The organism is Sporosarcina koreensis (assembly GCF_001531445.1).
Classification (GTDB): Bacteria; Bacillota; Bacilli; order Bacillales_A; family Planococcaceae; genus Sporosarcina; species Sporosarcina koreensis_C.
Genome location: NZ_LQYA01000018.1, coordinates 1 through 22853, shown reverse-complemented (window position 1 = coordinate 22853; position 22853 = coordinate 1). Strand labels below are relative to the sequence as shown.

Sequence of the window (22853 nt, the reverse complement as noted above, 5' to 3'; positions counted from 1 at the left end):
GTCATCCTGCGTCCAAAGCGAGTCGTTCCGCGTCCAAAGCAGGTCGTCCTGCGTCCAAAGCGAGTCGTTCCACGTCCAAAGCAAGTACCTCCACGTCCAAAAAAGTCCACAAATTCAGAATGTCCTCACCTCCACCAATATGCTATGCTTTTCTTAGCAAGACAAAAGGGGGATCAGTATGGCTCAACACAATTTATCAAACGCACAGGACCGCGATCGGCAAGACGCGCTCGCTTCCTATCGGGACGAATTTTACATACCGGCTAACACGATCTACATGGACGGCAACTCGCTCGGTTTATTATCAAAACGGGCAGAGCGCACGTTGCACGAGCTGCTCGAATCGTGGAAAATGCTTGGCATCGACGGATGGACGGAAGGGGAGCATCCGTGGTTTTATTTATCCGAGCGGGTCGGGAAGAAAATGGCGCCGATTGTCGGGGGAACAAAGAGTGAGGTCATTGCGACCGGCTCCACGACGACGAATCTGCATCAGCTCGTCGCGACGTTCTATAAGCCCGAAGGCAATAAAACGAAAATTCTCGCCGATGAATTGAATTTCCCATCAGATATTTATGCACTGAAAAGCCAGCTTCAGTTGAAAGGCTATGATGCGGACACTCATCTCATCCGCGTCAAAAGCCAAGATGGCCGTTACCTAAAAGAAGACGATATCATCGCTGCGATGACGGACGACGTGGCCCTCATCGTTTTGCCGGCGGTTCTGTACAGAAGTGGGCAAGTGCTCGATATGGAGAAATTGACGAAGGCAGCGAATGAACGGAATATCCCAATCAGCTTCGACCTTTGCCATTCGATTGGAGCAGTCGAGCATGCACTCCATGAATGGGGAGTGGATTTCGCATTCTGGTGCACGTACAAGCATTTAAACGGTGGACCGGGTTCCGTCGGCGGCTTGTTTGTCCATGAAAAGCATTTTGGCAAGACGCCTGGGCTCGCCGGTTGGTTCGGCTCCAAAAAGGAGTCGCAGTTCGATATGGATCACACGATGGATCCCGCATCGGACGCCGGCGCTTATCAGATAGGAACGCCCCATGTGCTGAGCTTGGCGCCTGTCATCGGCTCGCTTGATATGTTCGAGGAAGTGGGAATCGCGGAAATCCGTACGAAATCACTTGAATTGACGGGCTATATGCTTGAGTTGATTGAGCAGGAACTGTCGGAATCAAGATTCACGATCGGCAATCCGGTCGACGGAACACGCGGCGGCCATTTATTGCTCGAGCACGAAGAGGCGGCACGCATTTGCAAGGCATTGAAGGAAGACGGCGTCATCCCGGATTTCCGAGCGCCGAATGGCATTAGGCTAGCCCCTGTCGCACTTTACAATACGTTTGAAGACGTATGGCATACAATACAAAAGTTGAAAGTCATCATGGATGAAAAGCGGTATGAAAAATATGAGAATAAAAGAGGTGTTGTCGCATGACGGGGAAATGGATCGATATTTCGCAGCGGCTTCATAACGGAATCGCTGAATGGCCGGGGGATACGCCGTTTTCCTATGAAGTCCGATTCCTGAAAGCGGATACAGGTTCTGTCAATATCGGAAAAATGACGACGAGCATGCATATGGGGACGCATATCGATGCGCCTTTCCACTATGACGATCACGGAATGAAAGTGCATGAGCTGCCGATCGATGTCTATATCGGAAAGGCTCGTGTCATTGATGTTTCTGGGCTGGAAAGCGTCGGACGCTCCGATTTGGAAGGAATCGATTTTGGGGGCGTGGAACGGGTTTTATTGAAAACTTCCAGCCGCCTAGACCAAGATGTATTCCCGAAAGACTTTACTGTTTTACGACCGGACATCGGCCCTTTATTGAAGGAACGGGGTGTAAAACTCATCGGAGTCGATACGCCTTCCGTCGATCCAGAGCCTAGCAAGACGCTCGATGCCCACCATTCACTGCATAATAATGGAGTGCTTATTTTGGAAAATATCGTTCTGGAGAACATCGAGCCGGGAGATTATGAACTGATTGCCTTGCCGCTGCCGATTGAGGGCGGAGACGGAAGTCCGGTGCGTGCAGTCGTAAGGAAGTGGCAATCATGAATGATAAAGGGATTCATACGGATTTCCGGGACAAAATGACGTACGGCGAGTATTTGCGGCTCGATAAAGTTCTCACAAGCCAAGAACGGTTGTCCGGCCATCACGATGAAATGCTGTTCATCATCATCCACCAAGTGAGCGAGCTGTGGATGAAGCTCATCTTGCATGAATTGAACACGGCAATCGAGCTGATTGAAAAAGACGAACTGCCCGAAGCGTTCAAAATGCTGGCGCGCGTATCCAGGGTGCAGACGCAGATCATCCAGGCATGGGACGTCCTTTCAACAATGACACCTGCGGAATATATGGAATTCCGCGAAAGCCTCGGTCGCGCATCAGGCTTCCAGTCGTATCAAAATCGTCTGATCGAGTTTGCGCTTGGCTATAAGCAACCGCATATTTTAAAAATCTACGAGAAGGATCCCGAGCTGGCACGTGATTTAAAATCCGCCTACGAAGCGCCGGGCATTTACGACGTCGCCATTCGCGCGCTTGCACGGGCAGGATTCCCGATCAATCCCGATTTGCTGACACGCGATTTCTCTGTCACCTATGCAGGCGATCCGACCGTGGCATCCGCATGGCTAGAAGTATACCGTGATGTCGACCGTTATTGGGACTTGTACCAGCTCGCCGAAAAACTCGTCGATATTGAAGACAGCCACCAACAATGGCGATTCCGCCATATGAAAACGGTGGAACGGATCATCGGATTCAAAACCGGAACCGGCGGCTCATCAGGCGTCGACTATTTGAAATCCGTCCTCGACCATAAATTCTTCCCTGAACTGTGGGATGTACGCACAAAACTTTGAATGAGATGAGAGGCTATCCGATTGGATGGCCTCTTTTTTTAATCGCGTCTTCGGTGTTGGCGAGGGCTTAACTTAAATGGCTCCGCGAAACACGCATAAATCCGTCCAGAAACGTATAATTTCCGCCAATCACGCATAAACCCGGCAAAAGAAGCATAAACCCCGAAATTTACGCATAAATCTTCGCAAAAACGCATAAAAGCCCCGCGGGTCTTATCCGGCGGAGCTGTTGTCCTTCTCGACAATCGCCCCCTTATACATCCAACCGATTTCGAATCACGTTCATCATGACGCATTGCCGTCGTATCTAAAAAAAAGCGCAGCAGGTGTAGTGGGCCCCACGAATAGTCAGTCAGTAAATGACCAAAGACGATTCGACCGAACCTCATAAGCAGTTGAGTCAGCAATGAACCTGTCGAAATGACTACACATCGACTGTAGGAACCCCTCCCCGAACCGTTGTGGCTCATTGCCCCAACCTTGGAACGCCCAGTACCCGCAAAACCGTTACGAAATAAACAGCCCGCCATTCACTTGCCAAGCAGCAGTACGAAATGGTTTCTCCCGCAAGCGCAAATCGAACTGCCTAAGGTCTTCCTTACCAATATAGTGTTCAGCAATCGTTCTGATGACTGGAAATAAAGGATCGGCCATGTCATCAGCGTAAAACTGGTCACCGGTAAGAAGCATAGTTGCAGGCTGATTTGCAAGATTCCTCTTTTTCCTTTTCAATAACCCATCTTCCGCAATGAGAGCATCATCTCCCTTCCGGTGGAATTTCCGACAAGATGCATATAGAAAAGTTGGAGCTGCAGTAGCGGGGATGAACAACGAAGGATAGGGACGTCCATCGTATGTGATGGAATCTTCATTTTTGTTAAAGAGTCTCAGGCTTCCCAACGTATTTATGATTTTTCCAACGCGAAAAAACAGGTCATAGCCAAGGAGTGTCTCCGTTGGAAATTGCCCACGCACCTGCACAAGGTGAATAAACAAACGATGGCCTGCCCGTATTGATGTCGTCTTCGTGGCAGTATCAAGCTGAATAAGCGTGTCAAGAAAATAAATGGCAGCGTCCACCTCGACAGGACAGTCCATCGCCCCACAAATGGCAACAGATTCTGTATCGCCCCGCCGTAACATCGGCCCTGCTAAAATCCCCGCACTCTCCATGCAAATCACCACCATCACTGACGTTATTACTAGTAGCGTATTCAATTCGGTTGATGGTGGTGTGTGCGAGGGGCGATGACCTTAGCACGGATATGTCGCATATCGATCACATCCGCAGCAGACGGTTTTGCTCGAGTGCAGCGTTGTTTTGGCGCAATCTGGAGGAGTTTTGCTCGAGTTTTCACTGGTTTTGCTCACTTGGGGAACCTGCCGTCCATCAACTCTATCAAATAAATCCCATCTTCAGAAATTCTTCAGAAATTCCATGCATGAATCTTCATCTTCTTTGTAGACAATAGAAGTACTACAGAAAGGTGTGGTCTTTTAATGAAAAAAATTCTCGCAATCTTATTCGTCGCCGCATTGGCGTTTTTCTTCCTCATCAAAGACAAGGATGCCCGTAAAGAAGCGGACCCCCTCTACGGAGAAGCGAAAGCAGCTATCGTCCTTGAAGTGGAGTCCGGCAAGATCCTCTTCGAGCAAAATGCCAAGGAGGCACTCCCGATCGCCAGCATGTCAAAGCTGATGACCCAATATATCGTCCTCGAGGCAATAACCGATGGCCGACTTGCATGGGACAGCCAATACACTCCGTCAACAGCGGCTTTGAATCAATCGAGACACGCCGTCATTTTAGGGATGGACAAGCATAAGACATATAACGTGCGCGAACTTTTCACCGCCATGACCGTCACTTCCGCAAACGATGCTGCTGTCGCACTCGCAGAAATGGTAAGCGGCACGGAAGAAAAATTCGTGAAAGAAATGAATAGGAAAGCGGAACGATTCGGTTTGCAGAATACCCACTTCATCAACGCAACCGGATTGGATGAAGCCGAGACGAATCGGGCAACTGCCCGGGATGTCGCCGCCATCGCAAACGAACTGCTCACACAGTATCCAGAAGTGCTGGAATTCACCCGCATGACGGATTTCACTACAAGCGAAGGAACGAAACTATGGAGCACGAATCTCATGCTTCCCGGAATGCCACAAGCAATGACAGGCATGGAGGGATTGAAAACGGGATATACCGAGGAAGCCGGGTCCTGTTTTGCAAGCACAGGCATCTATGAAGGAAAACGGATCATCACAGTCGTCATCGGCGTCGAGGCAGAGGGAAACGATACGTCCACTCCTCGTTTCGAATTGACCCGTGACTTGATCGATCGCTATGTGCTAAATGAATAAGTAAAGGTCCCCTGCATGCTATAATGGTGAAAATTCTTTTAATGGGGGCCGATAAACGTGAATGAAACCAACAAGGCTGAATGGGTCGAAAAATTGCCATTACTACAAAAGATTATCGAAAAAAAGGAAGTGCTTTGGCAAAACCCGTTGAATGCCGACAGTGCTACAGGAATTGCCCGATCAGGCATCACCGCAGCCGATGTGAAGGACGCAAGTGACCGGTTGAAGCGCTTTGCTTCGTACATTGCAAAAGTGTTTCCCGAAACGGCAGCCGCAAATGGCATCATCGAATCACCGATCACTGCTATTCCGAAGATGAAAGAAGCATTAGCTGCTACATATGAAACTGTAATCCCTGGGAAATTGCTGTTGAAGCAAGATAATGCCCTTCCGATATCGGGATCCATCAAAGCGCGTGGCGGCATCTACGAAGTATTGAAACATGCCGAAACGCTTGCCCTAGAGCACGGGCTTATCAAACAGGATGATGATTATGTAAAATTTGCGGATCCGGAATTCCGTAATTTATTCGCAACGCATAAAATTGCTGTCGGTTCGACGGGAAATCTCGGTTTGAGCATTGGCATCATGAGTGCAAAGCTTGGCTTCAATGTCACGGTTCATATGTCAGCAGATGCGAAGCAGTGGAAGAAGAACCTCCTACGTGAGAAAGGCGTGACAGTCGTCGAATATGCGGACGACTACAGCAAAGCGGTGGAGGAAGGCAGACGCCAGGCGGAGGCCGATCCACTTTGCCATTTCGTCGATGATGAAAACTCGCTCGACCTCTTCCTTGGATACGCCGTCGCAGGTGAGCGGGTCGCTGCGCAAATAAAAGAAAGTGGACTCCACGTAGATGAAAACAATCCGCTATTCGTCTACTTGCCATGTGGTGTAGGCGGGGGACCGGGGGGCGTCGCTTTCGGCTTGAAGCTTCAATTCGGCGACAATGTCCATTGCTTCTTCGCGGAACCGACCCATTCCCCATGTATGACAATCGGCATGATGACGGGCTTGCATGATGAAGTATCGGTCGCGGACTTCGGACTCGACAACCAAACCGCGGCTGACGGGCTCGCAGTCGGAACGCCTTCTGCATTCGTCGGTAAAAAGATGGACACGCTTCTTGAAGGCTGCTACACAATTGCCGATGAGACGATGTTCAAACTGTTGACGATGCTTGTGGATACCGAGGAAATACGACTGGAGCCGTCAGCTCTAGCGGGAATGACAGGGCCAATCCAAGTGATTCGAAATGAAGTGCCAAAATCTGATTCGGCATCCGTAACTCATCTCGTCTGGGCAACAGGAGGCAGCATGGTTCCGGAAACCGAAATGGATATGTACTATGGAAGAGGGAGAATTGGCAGGAAATAATCGAGCTATTTCCCGGGAAATCGACGAACTTCGGGAAATATTTCGTCAACTTAGATAGAAGAAAAGTTGCGGTGAAGGCATTTTTGATGGGAATCTAAAGGGGATCTATCGGGAAATTGAATACGGGAAATAAAAAAGGGGCAGAAATAATCATTCGGCCCCTTCTATCTCGTTCATTCCATTTTCATCTCTTTATGTGAAAACGGACATTTCCCGACAATCGGTTCGACATCATCACCGATGAAAAACTGCTTCCATTCATTATGCGTCGGGTCGCCGTAATGGCTTATATCCGGATGCTTCGGCAATCGGTCCCACACTTCGACACGTTCACGCACCTTTTCCCTCGACATGATACCGCCTTTTTCGGTGCCCTTCAATCCTTCAAAAATACGTCTAGGTTGGAAGCCTAGTACCATCGATTTCCCTAAGTCCCTCGTCTTGCGCTGCTTATAAGCAGGTGCATTCCCGAATACGAATATCGGCTCACCGCCAAAATGGAAATCCCACAAATAGTGATTGGGATCGCGAGGGCTGTCAGCTGGCCACTCGACCCTATCTACATCATGCAAGTATTGTAGAATGTCCCAAAACTGCTTTCGGTACGAATCCAAGTCGCTTTCCGTCTCAAAAGGTTCCACGAAGACAAACAAACCATGCCGCTTATGCTTCGGATCTTCGAATAACTTTAAAAATGCATACAGAGCGGATGGCAAATTCGACCAATCCTTTTGGGTCACATACGCATACCGCAATTCACCCTTCAATTCGCCGCCTATACCGAAATAACATGGAAATGTCTTATCTGTCACTGTTTCCCGGAACGTCCGATAGCTATCCAATAACCACTCCGGCAAATCAGACCGAGTTGCAAAATCCTCTTTTATCAATAACGTATTTGTCTTTTCATCAATCAATCACTTTTCCTCCCATCCATATACAATTATTCATTTCCCTCATCAGGGGAGCCTAAAACAAGGTGTTTAGTTCGAATGAAAGAGGGAATAGTCGAGATGGAGAAAAAAGATGTGGAGGATGAAAGAATGGGTTCCCCTGTGGACGATCAATCAAAAACAAAGTGCAATACAGAATATGATTCATTGAAGCGCGTCATTCTTTGCCAGCCGAAGTTCATGGCAATTGAAGATATTATCAACGATACGCAAAAGGAATACGCGGACGAGAACATCGACGTGGAATTAGCGATGAAACAGCATAATGAATTCGAAAAGCTGCTCTTAGCACATGGCGTGGAAGTGATCAAACTGCCTTCGTCTGAAAAATTTCCCGAGCAAGTTTTTACGCGAGACATCGGCTTTACGGTCGGTGAAGAAGTATTCGTCGCCGAAATGGCGAGCGATATTCGAAAAGGCGAGGAAGAAGCGCTCGAAGAGTTTCTGGAAGACGAAGACATTCCATACCAGACGACTACCGACCGGGTCGAAGGCGGAGACGTCATCGTCGATCGCGACAAATTATATGTTGGTATCAGCAGTCGAACATCTGACGCGGCTGTACGCAATTTGCAACGCGATCTGCCAAAACACACTATCATCCGCGTACCGTTTAATGAGAAATACTTACACCTCGATTGTGTATTCAATATCCTGTCGCCCGATATCGGTCTCATCTTCCCGGAAGCCCTGTCAGCAGACATGGTCGAAACGCTTTCGCACACATACAAACTGATCGAAGTATCTCCGGAAGAGCAATTCACGATGGGCACAAATGTATTATCAATCGGAGGCGGGAAAGTATTCAGCCTGCCGCAAAATGAACAAGTGAACACCGCCATGCGTGCCCACGGATTCGAAGTCATCGAAGTCGACTTCTCCGAAATCATCAAATCCGGCGGCTCCTTCCGCTGCTGCTCCATGCCGCTCGAAAGGGACTAAACCTCACATGAAGTGAGGTTTTTTAGTGGAATGAACCCCAAGCCCGCATAAATCACGATATTCACGCATAACCTGCCAGAAAAACGCATAAATCCATTTAAAAGCTCATAAATCCGACTAGAAACGCATAAATCGATTTTTACGCGCATAAATTTCTAAAAACACGCATAAACCCGCCGAAATTCGGTAAAATAGCTCATCTTCAGTTGCTTACCAGATTGAAAATCGTTTATTTGTCAAATTCATTTGGCACGATCTGGAGTGTACGGGCAATAATAGCTTCCCGCGACCACTGAATTGTAGTTAAACGGTGATAAATTCATGAGAGTCGGTGATAAAGTACCCCAAGTCGGTGGAAAAGTCAGCTAAAGCGGTGATAAACGGCCAAATGTCGGTGATAACCTTTTCATCCATCAAAAAAGGACTACCCGAAGATAGCCACCCGTCAGCCTTGTAATATGCTTTTCATCTCAATCGATAGCTCCGGAAAAGTGAATGAAGATAACGTATCATCCACGCCAAACACCCGCCGCCTGCTATAACGGCCATCCTCAACTCCATAAATTTCAATTGTATGATTTAACGGATCGACAAGCCAGTACTCTTTAACATTCGACCGCTCATATAATGTAAATTTCTCATTTCGATCCTTCAGTGCAGTTGAAGGAGATAGAACTTCCACTATTAAATCAGCTGGTCCAATGGCCCGATTCGGATGGATGGTTTGCTCCTTGCAAAAAACTGAAATGTCCGGTTGCACAATCGTATATTGATCGTCCTCATTGAGTTGCACATCAAATGGTGCCACAAAAACAGAACAACCACTCTTTCCCAAATGGGTGCGTAAGGCGAAAAACAACTCACCGACAATCCGTTGGGGTGCTGTAGAAGGAGCAGGCGTCATATCCAACCATTTTCTTTATTTTAACACATTATTTGCCTGAATACTTTGTATAAAGTAATTCGTCACATATTACCATTTCTTTGTACTATCAGGTAAAATATAAAAGGAAAAAGAAGACTTAGAAAGGGATTACTATGAAAAAGATTAAAAGAATAACAATATTAGCAGGGTTAACAGTTATAGCGCTCTTTCTCATCGCACTCTTTTTCCCCACTTGGACTCCAGGGATAAAAGGGGATAACAGTATTCAAGCTTTGGAACAAGTAGAGATAAACGGTACTGGGCATGAAATTATGATTCGTGGCAAGGACAAGGAAAATCCGGTTTTACTTGTTATACATGGAGGACCGGGAACTTCAGAAATCCCATATGCAGTTAAATACCAAAATCTATTGGAGGAAGACTTCACCGTTGTTCATTATGATCAACGGGCAAGCGGAAAATCATATCATTTTTTTGAAGACTACTCCCATCTTTCAACAGAAGTATTGGTCGATGATTTATTAGCGATGACAGATTACATATCGGAACGGCTAGGCAAAGAAAAAGTCATCTTAATGGGTCATTCCTTTGGCACATATATCGGAATCCAAGCAGCCCAAAAAGCTCCTGAAAAATATGAAGCTTATATTGGAGTCGGACAAATGAGTGATACAGTCGAAAGTGAAACCGATATTCTCAGCTACTGTATTGAACAAGCCCAAGTAGCGGGTAACATAGAGGATGTTGCGGAACTGCAAAAACTAACCGGAAAAATTAAGAACGGGGACGCTGTCACTCCACGAAACTATGTTATAAAATATGGGGGTGCAACCAGACTCATTGACAATCCTGACGGCGATAATGTCGGCATGTTGCTCAGCAGCGAATATAATTTAATGGATGTCATCCGCTATAACCGCGGACTTGTTTATTCCCAACAGATCTTGTTGCCAGACGTATTAAAGAATCCATTGCCAGCGACCATTACAAAACTTGACATTCCGCTCTATTTTCTCATGGGCAAGTATGACTACATGACATCTTCCAACGCAGCCAAAAATTACTTTGATAAAATCGAAGCTGACACAAAGGAATTCATCCCATTCGACAAATCAGCACACTACCCGCAATACGAAGAAAAAGAAAAGTTCCATGAATGGATGTATCAGACCTTTGTAAAATAATCCAAAATAAGATAGGTCTAAGCAAAGAGTGCCGCTTGGACCTATCCTTTATTGCTTTCGAATAAAAACCCAAAACTCAAACATCCGACTCCACAATTTGATCATTTTCATCATGCATCGGACTTTCATAAGCAACAAGCGTCACACCGAGTTCATCCTCCAAAGCACTCAATGCCTTCAACTGTACTTCATCCAACTCCGCAAGCAGCGCGCGCTCGGGCATCAATGGCTACACTCCCTTTCAAATTTACCGTTAGGATAACCAATCGAGAGTGGGATATACTAATGCTGACTTTGCGCAAAAAAATCCACACAAGCCCTCAGGAGCCTCTGTGGATGTAAACTTGTCCTATTCACTTATCCAACTTGCCAAGGACGATTGACCTTCGCCTTTTTCTTTGGCTGTTTAGCGCCTAATTCCGCTCGCGTCATCCGCTGGGGTTCCATCCCTTTTTCAATGCGTGAACTCACTTCTCTTGAAAGAGAGTAGAGATTAGGTGCTAAAAAGACTCTAGTTGACACGTGGCCACAGTCAGGGCAGTCTGCTATCTCTTTATTGCCGGACATCGACTTGAAGAATAGCGTAAACTCGCCACAGTCCTTGCAACGGAATGTATAACTAGGCAAGGTGAACCCTCCTTATTTCGGCATAATATCCTTATCAAAAATTTGAGTAGGAATCGCGATTGTACAGCAAGCATTCGGAATATCGACAATGCCGTTAATGCGCCCCTCAACCGGTGCAGTGCTCAACAGCATATATGCCTGCTCGCCCGTATAACCGAGCGTCTTCAAATACTCGATTGCATTCAAGCACGCTCTACGGAATGCGATATTGGCATCCAAATACGTCTGTTGCCCATTGCGATCATCTACTGAAATCCCTTGGAAAACGAGGTAATCATTATAATTCGGCTCGACCGGACCAGGTTGGAACACAGGGTTTTCATGAATCTTGTACTTTTCCATGCCGCCCTTAATAATATCCACCTTCAACTCGATCCAGCCGGACATCTCAATCCCGCCGCAGAACGTGATCTCTCCATCACCTTGCGAGAAATGAAGATCGCCGACCGATAGCTTCGCCCCTTCGACAAATGTCGGGAAGAAAATCCTTGATCCCTTGGATAAGTTCTTAATATCACAGTTTCCGCCATTTTCCCGCGGCGGCACAGTCCGAGCGCCTTCCTTTGCAACTCTATCAAACTCAGCACCCGATAACGTACCTAGCACAACACTTTCCGAAGTAGGCGCATTCGCAAGCGCAGGCACCCGGTCCGGATCCGTATCTATCAGTTTTTGCTCTCGATCATTCCACTTTTGTAAAAGCTCCATAGAAGGGGCAACGCCGATAAGCCCTGGATGAATCAACCCTGCAAATTTCACGCCAGGCATATGCCGCGAAGTCGTATAAATGCCTTCGAAATCCCAAATCGACTTTTGCGCCTCCGGAAACTCGTCCACCAAAAAGCTCCCGCCATTCTCCTTTGCGAAAATCCCATTAAAACCCCACTCATACCCCTGATGCGCCCCAATATCTAAAATATCGACAACAAGCAAATCACCAGGCTCCGCACCATTCACATATACCGGGCCACTCAACACATGAACACGCGAAAGATTCACCTTCCGGACATCCTCCGCACTATCATTATTTCCAATTTGCCCATCCGTCCATTCCTTACAATCCATTCTAAAAGAAGTACCAGGATCTACAGAAAAAGCAGCAGGAATATCCGGGTGCCACCGATTGTGACCCGGATGCGCTTGCTCTTCCATCGGCTTACTCAAATCAAGTGCATACATCGTTTTCGCCATTCCTATTCCCCCAATCATAGACTTTGAATGCGCTTTCATGGTAGCAATAATATTGTAAACTGTCAAATAAATATGAAGTTTACAATAATGTATTTTCAGGAACAATTGAGTAGGATAATTGGATGGTAGATGGAGAATGCATTCTCGATAATTGGTGTTATAATGGAAATAACGTTTCGTCTGAAATTTTAATGAATAATTAGAGGACGATTTTATGAAGGTTAATGACAAAGTTATACGTTTGCAATAGGTGCCGTGAAATCAGTTTTGATAGTTGTAAAGATTGTTTAGAGAACGGAGCTCATTACATAAAACTGAAACGAACAGATTGGGAGGAGTTATATGAGTAACTTGAATAGAGCCCTTAAATCAGTAGGTAAAACCAGCTTCGTAGAATACTTTAATGATTATAAAAACATAACCGAAAACAAAAATAGGATTACAGTTGAGGAGAGAAAAAGATTAGCCGAAAAACTCCTTGAAAATAATCCGAAGGCATCAAAATTGTCAGGACAATATGCAAGAATTAGCGCTGCAATAACAATTTTTAAAAATGGTTGGGATAACCAAGCGTTAAAAGAAGTTATTGATTCAAAACACCCTGCTGTGACGGCTGAGATCAAAAAGAAGGCGAGGGAGTTGCTAACGGGGAATGACTGAAATTATTCACGTTGTTGGAGCAATCATACATAACGACAATGGTCAGATACTGTGTGCACTCCGTTCCGAAAAGATGTCTTTACCCGGGTATTGGGAGTTTCCAGGAGGAAAAGTTGAAAGCAATGAGTCATCCGAAACAGCATTAATTAGAGAAATAAAAGAAGAACTTCATTGCGATATTAAAGTTGGGCAATTTATCGAAGATACGACATATACATACGACTTATTTACAGTGCGGCTAGTAACTTATTTTGCTGAAATTATTAATGGAACACCAATTGCATATGAACATAGTGAATTAAAATGGGTCCCCTTCAAAGAGCTTTATTCACTGCAATGGGCACCAGCAGACATTCCAGCCGTCGAAAGGGTGATACAGCAATGCAAGAAGGGATTTATGAGCAATTAATAAACAAGAAAATCAAAGCTGAATTGGACGATCTTCCAGATATATTTACTGTGGAAAAGGAAGAAATAGATGAAGCAGAAGCAAGAATACTTTTATCAAGTTATATTTCATATGTAACTAGAAATGCTTTATCACATATTCGAGATGGTGGAAATAAGGAAGATTCACTCCTTAGACAAATGGAAGTATGTAATGAAATTATCGATGTGCTTCATCAAAAACTAGATGATGATGACTTTGCAAAGCTGAAATTAGATGAACATGGAGAAATCCTGACCTCGATTTATAAAACAATTAATACAGCTCAATCATTAAAAAAGAAAAAAGTACTTAGACCCGTTACGCCATTAACACAAAGCTCTTTGTTCACCGGATCACATGCAGAGCCTAATATGTTGGAGGAGTTGAAAAAGGAAATTGCCACTTCGGACGAAATTGAATGGCTAGTTTCTTTTATTAAATGGTCGGGTTTGCGCATTATTATTGAAGAACTTCGTAACTTTACTGAACGTGGGGGCCGTCTTAGAATTATCACAACTTCATATATGGAAGCAACCGATTACAAAGCACTTCAAGAATTAAGCGAGTTATCTAATACGGAAATTCGCGTTTCTTTGGATAAAGAGAGGACACGTTTACACGCAAAAGCATATTTGTTCAAACGAAAAACAGGATTTAGTACTGCGTATATAGGTTCCTCAAACCTATCCAATCCAGCACTAACCTCAGGGCTTGAGTGGAATTTAAAAGTAACAGAGAAAGATTCATTTGATATTATACGGAAGTTTGAAGCGACATTCGAAGGTTATTGGAATGATGAAGAGTTTAAAAGTCTATTGGTTACTGAAGTAGAAAATTGGTCTAAAGTTCGCCAATCTTTGACGAAAGAGCAAGTGGCAGAAACGAAAGAGCGGTACTTCCTTGATATTCGACCGTATCATTATCAGCAAGAAATTTTAGATGAACTTGATGTAGAGCGTACTGTACACGGGCATATGAAAAACCTAGTAGTTGCGGCAACTGGAGTTGGTAAAACTGTTATATCCGCCTTTGATTTCAAGCGTTTCTTGCAGCAGAAGCCGAATGCGAAATTACTGTTTATTGCCCATAGAGAAGAAATACTTAAGCAGAGTATGTATACTCTCCGAGCAGTTTTAAAGGACGCCAACTTTGGAGAAATGTTTGTCGGTCGTTTCGAACCCACTTCATTCGATCAACTCTTTATGAGTATTCAAAGCTGGAATAGTAAAAAGATAAGAGAAAAAACAACGGCTGATTTTTATGATTTTATCATTGTGGATGAATTCCATCATGCCACAGCTCCAACGTACCGTGCCTTATTAGAGTATTATGAGCCAACTATTTTATTAGGTCTAACAGCCACTCCTGAACGAATGGACAATCAAAACGTGCTGAGTTATTTTGATGATCGGATTGCATCAGAAATGCGTTTAACGGAAGCGATCGATCGTAAATTGCTTAGTCCATTTCATTATTTCTGTGTAACAGACAGTGTCGATCTCTCGGCTATTAAATGGTCAAGGAGAGGTTACGATACGGACGAGCTTACGAATGTCTATACCTCCAATGATCGTCGAAGTGATCTGATCATTCAAAGCATCAATAAGTATGTTACTGCTTTAGATGAGGTAAAGGCTTTGGGATTCTGTGTATCAGTTGAACACGCAATATATATGGCTAAATACTTTAACTCAAAGAAGATTCCTGCAATCGCTTTGCATGGAGATTCGTCGGATGAGGATCGGAATACAGCAAAGCGAAAATTAATAAGTGGGGAGATCAAATTCATATTCGTTGTGGATTTATATAATGAAGGGATTGATATTCCTGAGGTTAATACAGTCTTATTTCTAAGACCAACTGAAAGTCTAACTGTGTTTTTACAGCAACTAGGTCGAGGATTACGGCTGGCAGACGATAAAGAATGCTTAACGGTCTTAGATTTTGTAGGACAAGCACACGCGGATTATCCATTTGAAGAGAAGTTCAGAGCGCTCGTTGGAAGAACGAAGCATTCCATTCGACATTACATTGAGAATAGTTTCTTCCACTTACCGAAGGGCTCTGTTATTCAAATGGAGAAGCAAGCGAAGGAATATATATTGCGGAATGTAAAAGAAGTGAAAAATACTAAACAAAATCTTATTGCGAAGATTAAATACTTTGAAGGGGATACAGGAGAGAAGCTGACGTTATCAAACTTTCTTCAGTTTCATCATCTTACGCTAGCTGAATTCTACGGTAGGGGGAAAAACAGGTCCTTTGAAAGACTTAAAGTCGAAGCGGGGATCACGGATGATTTTGATAGCAAATATGAGGAGGTTGTAACAAAGCGGATTCATGCATTGTTTCATATAGACTCAGCTGATCTTATCTTGTTTTATCAGAAATACTTCGTGGACGGGTTAATTGAAAATGAAGAACAACATCAGATGGTAGGGATGTTATACTATTCGTTCTTCAATGCACCCCCAGGGGATTTAGATTTTAAGTCAATGCATGATGGTATACAAGAAATCATATCAAATGAAGTTCTCAAAACTGAAATACAGCAAGTGCTAGATGTATGTATGGATAAAATTCGTTTAGTTGAGAAGCCATCGCCATTCGACTATACATCTTCACTCCGTGTTCATGCGCAATATACTTCTGATCAAGTGCTGGCAGCTTTCGGTTATTTCAATGAAGAGGTCAAACCAGCATTTCGAGAAGGAGTCAAATACTTTGAAGACAAACAAACCGATATTTTCTTCATCACATTAAACAAATCTGACAAAGATTTCTCACCATCAACACAGTATGAAGACTATGCAATAAGTGATCGACTATTCCATTGGCAATCACAGAATAAGACTTCAGATACGAGTCCGACTGGCAAGCGATACATTACCCACCGACAAACGGGAAATAAAATTGCTCTGTTTGTTCGAGAATATAAACAGAAAGATGGCTATACTTCACCGTTTGTTTTCCTTGGGACTGCTGATTATGTGAGGCATGAAGGGAATAAGCCGATTAGTTTTGAGTGGCGGTTGCATGAGCGGATGCCTGCATGGTTGATTCCAGCGGCGAATAAGAGTGTTTTATAAAAATGTTTTATTGAACTAAGAAGGAAAAATAGGTGAGAGGCAGAGCTTTTTTATCGGAGCTCTGCTTTTATTAATCTTGAAGGAGTTTCCCTCTTCAATCGGGAAGATACATAACAATGAAGAAAGAATGGAGCGGATCAAACATGTTCATCGTAAACACAGAAGCAGCCATATATAAAGACGGCTGCTATTTACTATGCCAACGAAGTGAAAAGGAAGATCATGCGCCTGGTGGATTGGCGTTGGTTGGTGGGAAGGTTGAGATGGAAGAGGCTTCTTCAGACATTTTAGAGCGTACGATTGTGCGGGAAGTGGAGGAGGAAGTGGGGCTTGTCATTGAGGGGCGTCCACAATATGTGCATAGTACAAGTTTTGTAACGGACAAAGGCGAGCCGGTTGTGAATGTTATCTTTTTGTGTGAGGAATTCAGTGGTGAACCTTATGCAGTGAGTGCCGATGAGGTGGCGGCTGTGTATTGGATGACGCCTGAAGAGGTGTATGGAAATCCTGATGCTGCGGATTACTTGAAGTATTATATTCGGAAGGCGGAAGATGTGAGGATGAAGGGGATTTAGGTTTGATTTAACGGCTAAGTTGTCCTAATTGTTCGAGGATAAAGCTATGAACAGGAACGTATGTGTGGTAAAATAGAAGAGTAATAGAATAGGTGACTCAAGGATGATCGGCCATTTTCCCGTGAAGGGCAATCTAAGTTCGCGACGTCCTCTTAAGAGTGCTGGTGCCTTAATTTCTGCAAAGTGCGCAGAAATACGGCAAATCGAACCCTTCGTAGTTCGATTTGCCGGTATTTACTTTTGCAGCGCTGATCATAGCTATATTGTCATCAAACGACAAAAAATAATCCATCCTTGAGTTGATCGCTCGTGAAGGATGGATTATTTCATCTGCATGCCGATCCCCTTAGGGAACCTACGCTATTATATTGACCGTTCAAGGTGCAACTTGGGCGGTCCTTTTTACTTTATTCATTCTCTATCCCTATTATACGTATTCTATTCGAGTTGTTCAAGTCGAGTGAGTTATTACTTTTCAGTTGCTGTATTTCCCATTGCAATCGAAATCCGATTCCAGCTGTTGATTTGATTGATGATCAAAATAAGGTCAACATATTGTCTTTCATCATAATGTTGGCGGACTCGTTGATAAAGCTCATCTGGCACACGTTTTGTCGGGATTAAGGTCACGTGCTCGGTCAATTCAAGGGCTACTTTTTCTGCATCTGTGTAAAATGTGCACTCTCTCCAAGCGCTAAGACAATATAAACGCTGTTCGGTTTCACCCATTTTTCTGGCGTCAGCGGTATGCATATTAATGCAATATGCACAGCTGTTTATTTGCGAAGCCCGAATTTTGATCAGTTCACGAAGTTTACGGTCTATCCCCGTAGTTTTTGTGTACTTCTCCATTTCCATCATAATGTTAAGTGCTTCTGAGGCCACGTTGTAATAATCAATTCGTTGTTCCAATTTAATTCCCTCCCATGGGTTTTTGATTAAAGACTATGTTAATCGACGATTATTATTGTCTATAATATATATGCTATAATTATTTATGTCAAATGAAGATACAATTCAAAGTCCTTAATCAAAAGTAGGTGAGTTATATGCAATATAGTGTCGGTGTTGAATACGCTTTACATTGTCTCGTTTATTTAATCGATGTTCCTTCCGACGAAAGTGTCGGGATAAAGGATTTGGCGGAATTTCAAGGGCTGTCTGAGTCATTTCTTTCAAAGGTTTTCGGTAAATTATCCAAGGTGGGTATTGTAAGTTCTGTCCCTGGTGTTAAAGGAGGATATCGATTAGCAAAGTCGCCGGAGGATATTTCTTTTTGGGATGTAGTGGAAGCAGTTGAAGGCCCGAAGCCTATTTTTCAATGTAAAAATATTAAAGATAAAGGTTATTTGTATAGAGAAGGCTGCTGCTCTGCTCCTTCCTTTTGCACGATCAATTTAGTCATGCTTGATGCGGAGGAAAAAATGCGTGATTATTTACGTGGTAAAACACTTTTGTGGTTGAATGAAGAGCTGGATCGTGTTTTACCGAAACAAGTTCGTGAGGAAACGCAGAAATACTTTTCGAGAGATGGGATATGAAATACCCTTCCTACATTCCTTAATTAAGGGAATGAAGGAGGGGTTTTAATTCGAAGCAATGATGTAATGTTTACCACCCCGAAAATTAATTTTGTGAAAAGTATCCTTTTTGACCCCTACTATCTATATAGAGGTAAAGGGGGAATGTAAAATGATGCGCTACTTGAAAGAATACACTCGTTTTGCCACTATCGCGGAATTGGACGCAGCTGCGGAACAGCATGTCGCACATCACTGGGATGAGCTGACCAAATCGGATCGCCAAGTGCTCGACGTCATCCGACGTTATTCGGTGAAATACGGGGCTGCCCATTTGAAACACGGAACGATTGAAGAAGCGATCGGTAAATCAAACGCAACTGTCCGACGCGCCATCCGGAAACTTGTTGAGTTGCAAATCATCCAGAAAGTCCACTATATCCGTCCCGTCATGAGCGGGCTCGGCGCCAACATTTACATCATTTTACCCTTCGATGACCAGGGGAAAATGAACGACCGTGACCATGACGATAAACCGCAAGATGACGCGAAAAATGAGCAAATTCCAGTGGATGAAGCTCCCCTTTCTAAATCTATTTTTAAAGCTAAAGATCTTAACTACACGTCTCTACAAGAATCGTCAAAGTTATCCACAAGTCTATTCAGTCGGATGAAAATCCTTCTTGCGGGGGCGATTGGGGATAGTAAAAAGGCACGTGAATTCTTCGGCATTCATAAGTCGATTTCCGAGAGAATGCTAAAGTATGAGATCTATAAAGATGACAAGGAGATCTTCGAGGATCTTGCCTATCGTGCGTTATTGATTACTGTAATGGCAACGAAAAAGAAAGCAATCCGCAACCTGCCTGGGTATTTCAAAGGTGTGTTGGGTAAGTTGGTGGAGGAAATGTATTTCAAGGATATGTTCATGTTGTTTGATGTGAAGCCTATGTATAGGACGATGCAGAAGGAAAGGGTCTGCGTGTAAATGCGGATTTGAAGGACGCAGACGCTCATAAAACTGGGCAAGGTCTCATAAATTCGGCAAAGCGCTCATAAACGCCACTCCAACGAAAAAAGACTGCCCCAGAAAGCCGATTGATCGACTTTCCGGACAGCCTCATGTATATGAGTTACGCAATTGCATTCACTTTTTCTTCATATATAGCCAATGCCTGTTGCAACGATCTTTGTTGCTCTTGATTCAACGGAATCATCGGCAAACGTACGCCGCCGACATGTATTCCTTTTAGGTTCAACGCCGCTTTGACAGGTGATGGGTTAGGGGCCGCAAAAAGAGCTTTCATCATTGGCAGCAGTCTGCGGTGATTGCTAGCCGCTTCAACCGTGTTGCCAATTTTGAAGTTACGGATCATCGTTTGCATTTCATTCCCCAACACATGTGCAGATACGGAAACGACGCCTGTTCCGCCAATTGATAATACAGGAAGCGTCAGCGCATCATCGCCGCTATACAATGAAAAACCTTCCCGTGTGCGTTCGATAATTTCAGCCATCGCGTCTAAATCACCACTTGCCTCTTTGGTAGCGACAATATTGGGGATTTCCGAAAGGCGGATGGTTGTTTCGACAGACATGTTGACGGCGCTGCGTCCGGGAATATTGTACAACATGACCGGTAAAGAAGTGGCCGCCGCAATTGTCTTGAAGTGTTGATATAATCCTTCTTGGCAAGGCTTGTTATAGTACGGGGTGACGAGCATGATGCCGTCGACGCCTGCATCTTCCGCCTGCATCGTCAGTTCAATCGATTCCCGTGTATTATTTGAGCCTGTACCAGCAATGACCGGGACTCTTCCGTCCACGACTTCAACTGTAAACTTGAACAGTTCGAGCTTTTCTTCGTTCGTTAATGTAGGGGATTCACCTGTTGTTCCCGCCACTACGAGGCCGTCAGATCCGTTGGCGATTAAATGATTGATTAAGCGTCTTGTTGCTGGGAAGTCAATTTCACCGTGTCCATCAAAAGGAGTTACCATAGCTGTAACGATTTGTCCAAAGTTCATTTTTCTCCACATCCTGTCTTTTATTTTGGTAAATAAAATAGAGGGTGAAGGGCAATTGCAAAAGAACACAAAAAGCAACAACGAGGGCTCGTTGTTGCTTGAAATAATAAAATAAATTATTTCTTTGCAGAAGATAGCCCTCCATATAGTTTCCTATATGACAATCCTGGACTTATTCAACCCAGAACCAGCTTCGAGATCAATGAGTGTCTCTCCACTTCGGCAAATTCCCCTTTCCGCAATCATCTTGGGACCTCATTGTCCTCCGATTGTGTACTGATGGTCTTTGCGCCTCTATCCTTACTTCAAAACTTGCGAAATAAGATAATATTAAATTACATATGACTTTACATGGAACTCTGTGAAATTGCAAGGGATACATGAAAATAAAGTGAATTGACGAAATTTCTCAACCCAATTTGTGCTACAATCCCCATTTTTAAGATGACCATTAAGGTGCCTGTGCACGGCACTATTCAGATAATACAATGTGATTGCATATAATTGAAGCAGGAAACCAATCAAATTAGCATTTCGATTGTATTTCTATTCAAACTGATGAATTGTCATAAATGCATGATGCACAGGCACCGACACAATTTATTCGGCAGTTTTAAATTTGACGTCGCCGACTCCGATGTCGAGGGAAATGTCGATGATGACGTCTGCGCTTGCGTAGGCTTCATTTACATAAACACCGTCGTTTTGCTTAGTAAAGCCTTTCAAGTCAACTCGGCCGATCCCTTTTGAGGCATTTACTCTAATGCCCGTCTGTTTTGGAATGATGATGGTTACATCGCCAACTCCCAGGTCAAAATCAACCCGAAAGCTTTTTTTCCACTCACCGCTCAGATCGATGACAGAATCACTGACACCGCTATCGATGGATAGGCTGTTTAATTGAAGACCTTTCAGATTCAATGTCGAAGTTGAAACGCCCATGTCAACGTCCAGGTCGATAGGGATATCGTTCGTCAGTTGAAGGTCCCATTCGTTTTCCAATTTGCGCTTATTGAACCCGAACATTGTTTTCGATCCTTGCTTAATTTTGACATGACCGACGTCCTTCTGTTTTTTATACGTCACTTTCGGCTCCAGTCTTTTGTGATTATAAGAGAACTCTCCACTGACCCATTCCTGGGAATTTCCCTGGATGTACAGGTTGCCAACTCCGAAGTCAATATCGACGTCCAAAGCTTCTGCATTGTCCTTTTCAATCGAAATCTCATTTCCGCTTGCCTTTGCAAACCACTTGTTATAGCCGTAGATGCCGAACACAACGATAAAACCCGTCAGTAGAGCTATCCCTAATAGTTTATTCATATTCAATTCTCCTTCTGCTCCATTTTCTTCTATTCTACCTTATTCAATTGAATAACTTACCAGTCGCATGTTTGATTTACATATACGTCTTAAGGCTGAAGGGAGATGCAACTTGTGCATGGATCTTGGTCGATCTGTATCTTACATGTTTTGACCTGTTCATTAATATAGTGGTGAAAAGAGCGGCGAAAGGATGAGGAATTGAGGCGGGTTCTTCTATATTCTGCAACTGTCTTTGTCGGGATAGTACTGGGCATCATCATCACAATCATAATGGAATCCTAATTGCTTGTTGGGGTGCCTGTGCAGCGTACAATTCAGTTTATTAATTACAATTGTATAAATGAAAATTGCGGTGTCAATTACATTACTGTTTGGTTTGCTAAACATTGAATAATTAATCATTTTGGTGAATTGTCATAAATGTACCATGCACAGGCACCGATAAAATTAAACAAAAAAAGAACCTATGGCGGCTGCCGTAGGTTTTGCTCTATATTTATATGAGTTCTATTTACATGGTTTTTGTTTCCAAGTCAAAGATTCGTGATTTAATGTTTATGAATTCTTTCGAGATAGCTTGTCCTTCAGCGATACGCTGGCTGGTTTGGTGCTCAAATTGACCGCCGATTCCTTCTAAAAGATGATCGACTTGATCAAACCGACTGTGCATTTCAGATTTCATGCTACCCATTTCAGATTTCAAGTCGCCCATTTCCGACTTCAAGCTCCCGACATCAGATTTCAAGTCGCCCATTTCCGACTTCAAGCTCCCGACATCAGATTTCAAGTCGCCCATTTCCGACTTCAA

At 44.0% G+C, this 22853-nt stretch carries 23 protein-coding genes and 1 riboswitch; of the genes, 13 read left to right on the top strand and 10 right to left on the bottom strand.

Annotation, left to right across the window (positions count from 1 at the left end; all coding sequences use genetic code 11):
• Positions 1-178 precede the first annotated feature (178 nt).
• From kynU to kynA, 3 genes are read left to right on the top strand one after another with little or no spacing between them, the layout of a single operon-like run.
• Positions 179-1450 (top strand): kynureninase, encoded by a 1272-nt coding sequence (gene kynU, locus AWV70_RS04115; protein ID WP_060204664.1) that lies wholly within the window; start codon positions 179-181, stop codon positions 1448-1450.
• Positions 1447-2079, top strand: coding sequence for an arylformamidase (kynB, locus tag AWV70_RS04110; protein WP_060204662.1), 633 nt, complete (start codon positions 1447-1449; stop codon positions 2077-2079). Before kynU ends, kynB begins: the two co-directional genes overlap by 4 nt.
• On the top strand, positions 2076-2894 hold the full coding sequence (gene kynA, locus AWV70_RS04105; protein ID WP_060204661.1) for a tryptophan 2,3-dioxygenase: 819 nt from the start codon (positions 2076-2078) through the stop codon (positions 2892-2894). The genes kynB and kynA overlap by 4 nt, the downstream gene beginning before the upstream one ends.
• 507 nt (positions 2895-3401) lie before the next feature.
• Here kynA and AWV70_RS04100 read toward each other — a convergent pair.
• Entirely contained in the window at positions 3402-4067 is a 666-nt protein-coding gene (locus tag AWV70_RS04100) for a hypothetical protein (RefSeq protein ID WP_060204659.1), read from the bottom strand.
• Positions 4068-4394: 327 nt separating this feature from the next.
• On the opposite strand from AWV70_RS04100, the gene AWV70_RS04095 reads away from it, so the two are divergent.
• Positions 4395-5258 carry a D-alanyl-D-alanine carboxypeptidase family protein gene (locus AWV70_RS04095; RefSeq protein WP_060204657.1) on the top strand — a complete coding sequence of 288 codons (864 nt, stop codon included), beginning with the start codon at positions 4395-4397 and terminating at the stop codon, positions 5256-5258.
• 57 nt (positions 5259-5315) lie between these two features.
• Positions 5316-6635 (top strand): D-serine ammonia-lyase, encoded by a 1320-nt coding sequence (locus AWV70_RS04090; RefSeq protein ID WP_060204656.1) that lies wholly within the window; start codon positions 5316-5318, stop codon positions 6633-6635.
• A 173-nt stretch (positions 6636-6808) separates the two neighbouring features.
• On the opposite strand, the gene AWV70_RS04085 is transcribed toward AWV70_RS04090, so the two are convergent.
• Complete coding sequence (locus tag AWV70_RS04085) at positions 6809-7549, bottom strand: YqcI/YcgG family protein (protein WP_060204671.1); 741 nt, start codon at positions 7547-7549, stop codon at positions 6809-6811.
• Between the two features lie 129 nt (positions 7550-7678).
• Between AWV70_RS04085 and AWV70_RS04080 the strand changes: the two genes are divergently transcribed.
• A complete protein-coding gene (locus AWV70_RS04080) occupies positions 7679-8530 on the top strand; it encodes a dimethylarginine dimethylaminohydrolase family protein (RefSeq protein WP_060204669.1) in 852 nt (283 codons plus the stop codon).
• Between the two features lie 445 nt (positions 8531-8975).
• Here AWV70_RS04080 and AWV70_RS04075 read toward each other — a convergent pair whose 3' ends face one another.
• Entirely contained in the window at positions 8976-9434 is a 459-nt protein-coding gene (locus AWV70_RS04075) for a Uma2 family endonuclease (protein WP_060204655.1), read from the bottom strand.
• A gap of 134 nt (positions 9435-9568) precedes the next feature.
• On the opposite strand from AWV70_RS04075, the gene AWV70_RS04070 reads away from it, so the two are divergent.
• Positions 9569-10600, top strand: a complete 1032-nt coding sequence (locus AWV70_RS04070) for an alpha/beta fold hydrolase (protein ID WP_060204654.1) — start codon at positions 9569-9571, stop codon at positions 10598-10600.
• Between the two features lie 76 nt (positions 10601-10676).
• Here the strand turns inward: AWV70_RS04070 and AWV70_RS23745 are convergent, their stop codons facing one another.
• The 3 genes from AWV70_RS23745 to fmdA all read right to left on the bottom strand — a co-directional run bounded on the left by AWV70_RS23745 (position 10677) and on the right by fmdA (position 12418).
• Positions 10677-10826 carry a hypothetical protein gene (locus AWV70_RS23745; RefSeq protein WP_160327623.1) on the bottom strand — a complete coding sequence of 50 codons (150 nt, stop codon included), beginning with the start codon at positions 10824-10826 and terminating at the stop codon, positions 10677-10679.
• A 131-nt stretch (positions 10827-10957) separates the two neighbouring features.
• The gene (locus tag AWV70_RS04065; protein ID WP_060204653.1) at positions 10958-11227 is read right to left on the bottom strand and encodes an FmdB family zinc ribbon protein; all 270 of its coding nucleotides are present in this window, start codon (positions 11225-11227) and stop codon (positions 10958-10960) included.
• Positions 11228-11239: 12 nt separating this feature from the next.
• Complete coding sequence (gene fmdA / locus AWV70_RS04060) at positions 11240-12418, bottom strand: formamidase (RefSeq protein WP_060204652.1); 1179 nt, start codon at positions 12416-12418, stop codon at positions 11240-11242.
• Between the two features lie 342 nt (positions 12419-12760).
• Between fmdA and AWV70_RS04055 the strand changes: the two genes are divergently transcribed.
• From AWV70_RS04055 to AWV70_RS04040, 4 genes are all read left to right on the top strand, one after another.
• Positions 12761-13078, top strand: coding sequence for a hypothetical protein (locus tag AWV70_RS04055; protein WP_060204651.1), 318 nt, complete (start codon positions 12761-12763; stop codon positions 13076-13078).
• Entirely contained in the window at positions 13071-13487 is a 417-nt protein-coding gene (locus AWV70_RS04050; RefSeq protein WP_060204645.1) for a (deoxy)nucleoside triphosphate pyrophosphohydrolase, read from the top strand. The genes AWV70_RS04055 and AWV70_RS04050 overlap by 8 nt, the downstream gene beginning before the upstream one ends.
• Positions 13460-16597, top strand: coding sequence for a DEAD/DEAH box helicase (locus AWV70_RS04045; RefSeq protein WP_060204644.1), 3138 nt, complete (start codon positions 13460-13462; stop codon positions 16595-16597). Before AWV70_RS04050 ends, AWV70_RS04045 begins: the two co-directional genes overlap by 28 nt.
• A gap of 143 nt (positions 16598-16740) precedes the next feature.
• Positions 16741-17172: an NUDIX hydrolase gene (locus AWV70_RS04040; protein ID WP_060204666.1), complete on the top strand. Its 432-nt coding sequence runs from the start codon at positions 16741-16743 to the stop codon at positions 17170-17172.
• Positions 17173-17640: 468 nt separating this feature from the next.
• Here the strand turns inward: AWV70_RS04040 and AWV70_RS04035 are convergent, their stop codons facing one another.
• A complete protein-coding gene (locus tag AWV70_RS04035) occupies positions 17641-18084 on the bottom strand; it encodes a carboxymuconolactone decarboxylase family protein (RefSeq protein ID WP_060204643.1) in 444 nt (147 codons plus the stop codon).
• Between the two features lie 137 nt (positions 18085-18221).
• On the opposite strand from AWV70_RS04035, the gene AWV70_RS04030 reads away from it, so the two are divergent.
• A complete protein-coding gene (locus AWV70_RS04030; protein WP_060204642.1) occupies positions 18222-18713 on the top strand; it encodes an RrF2 family transcriptional regulator in 492 nt (163 codons plus the stop codon).
• A gap of 151 nt (positions 18714-18864) precedes the next feature.
• On the top strand, positions 18865-19680 hold the full coding sequence (locus AWV70_RS04025; protein ID WP_060204641.1) for a hypothetical protein: 816 nt from the start codon (positions 18865-18867) through the stop codon (positions 19678-19680).
• Positions 19681-19825: 145 nt separating this feature from the next.
• Here the strand turns inward: AWV70_RS04025 and dapA are convergent, their stop codons facing one another.
• From dapA to AWV70_RS23740, 3 genes are all read right to left on the bottom strand, one after another.
• Entirely contained in the window at positions 19826-20719 is an 894-nt protein-coding gene (dapA, locus tag AWV70_RS04020) for a 4-hydroxy-tetrahydrodipicolinate synthase (protein WP_060204640.1), read from the bottom strand.
• 126 nt (positions 20720-20845) lie between these two features.
• Positions 20846-21024: riboswitch (Lysine riboswitch) on the bottom strand.
• 295 nt (positions 21025-21319) lie between these two features.
• A complete protein-coding gene (locus tag AWV70_RS04015; RefSeq protein WP_060204636.1) occupies positions 21320-22042 on the bottom strand; it encodes a toast rack family protein in 723 nt (240 codons plus the stop codon).
• 514 nt (positions 22043-22556) lie between these two features.
• A partial coding sequence (locus tag AWV70_RS23740; protein ID WP_160327622.1) for a hypothetical protein occupies positions 22557-22853 on the bottom strand: 297 nt, incomplete at its 5' end.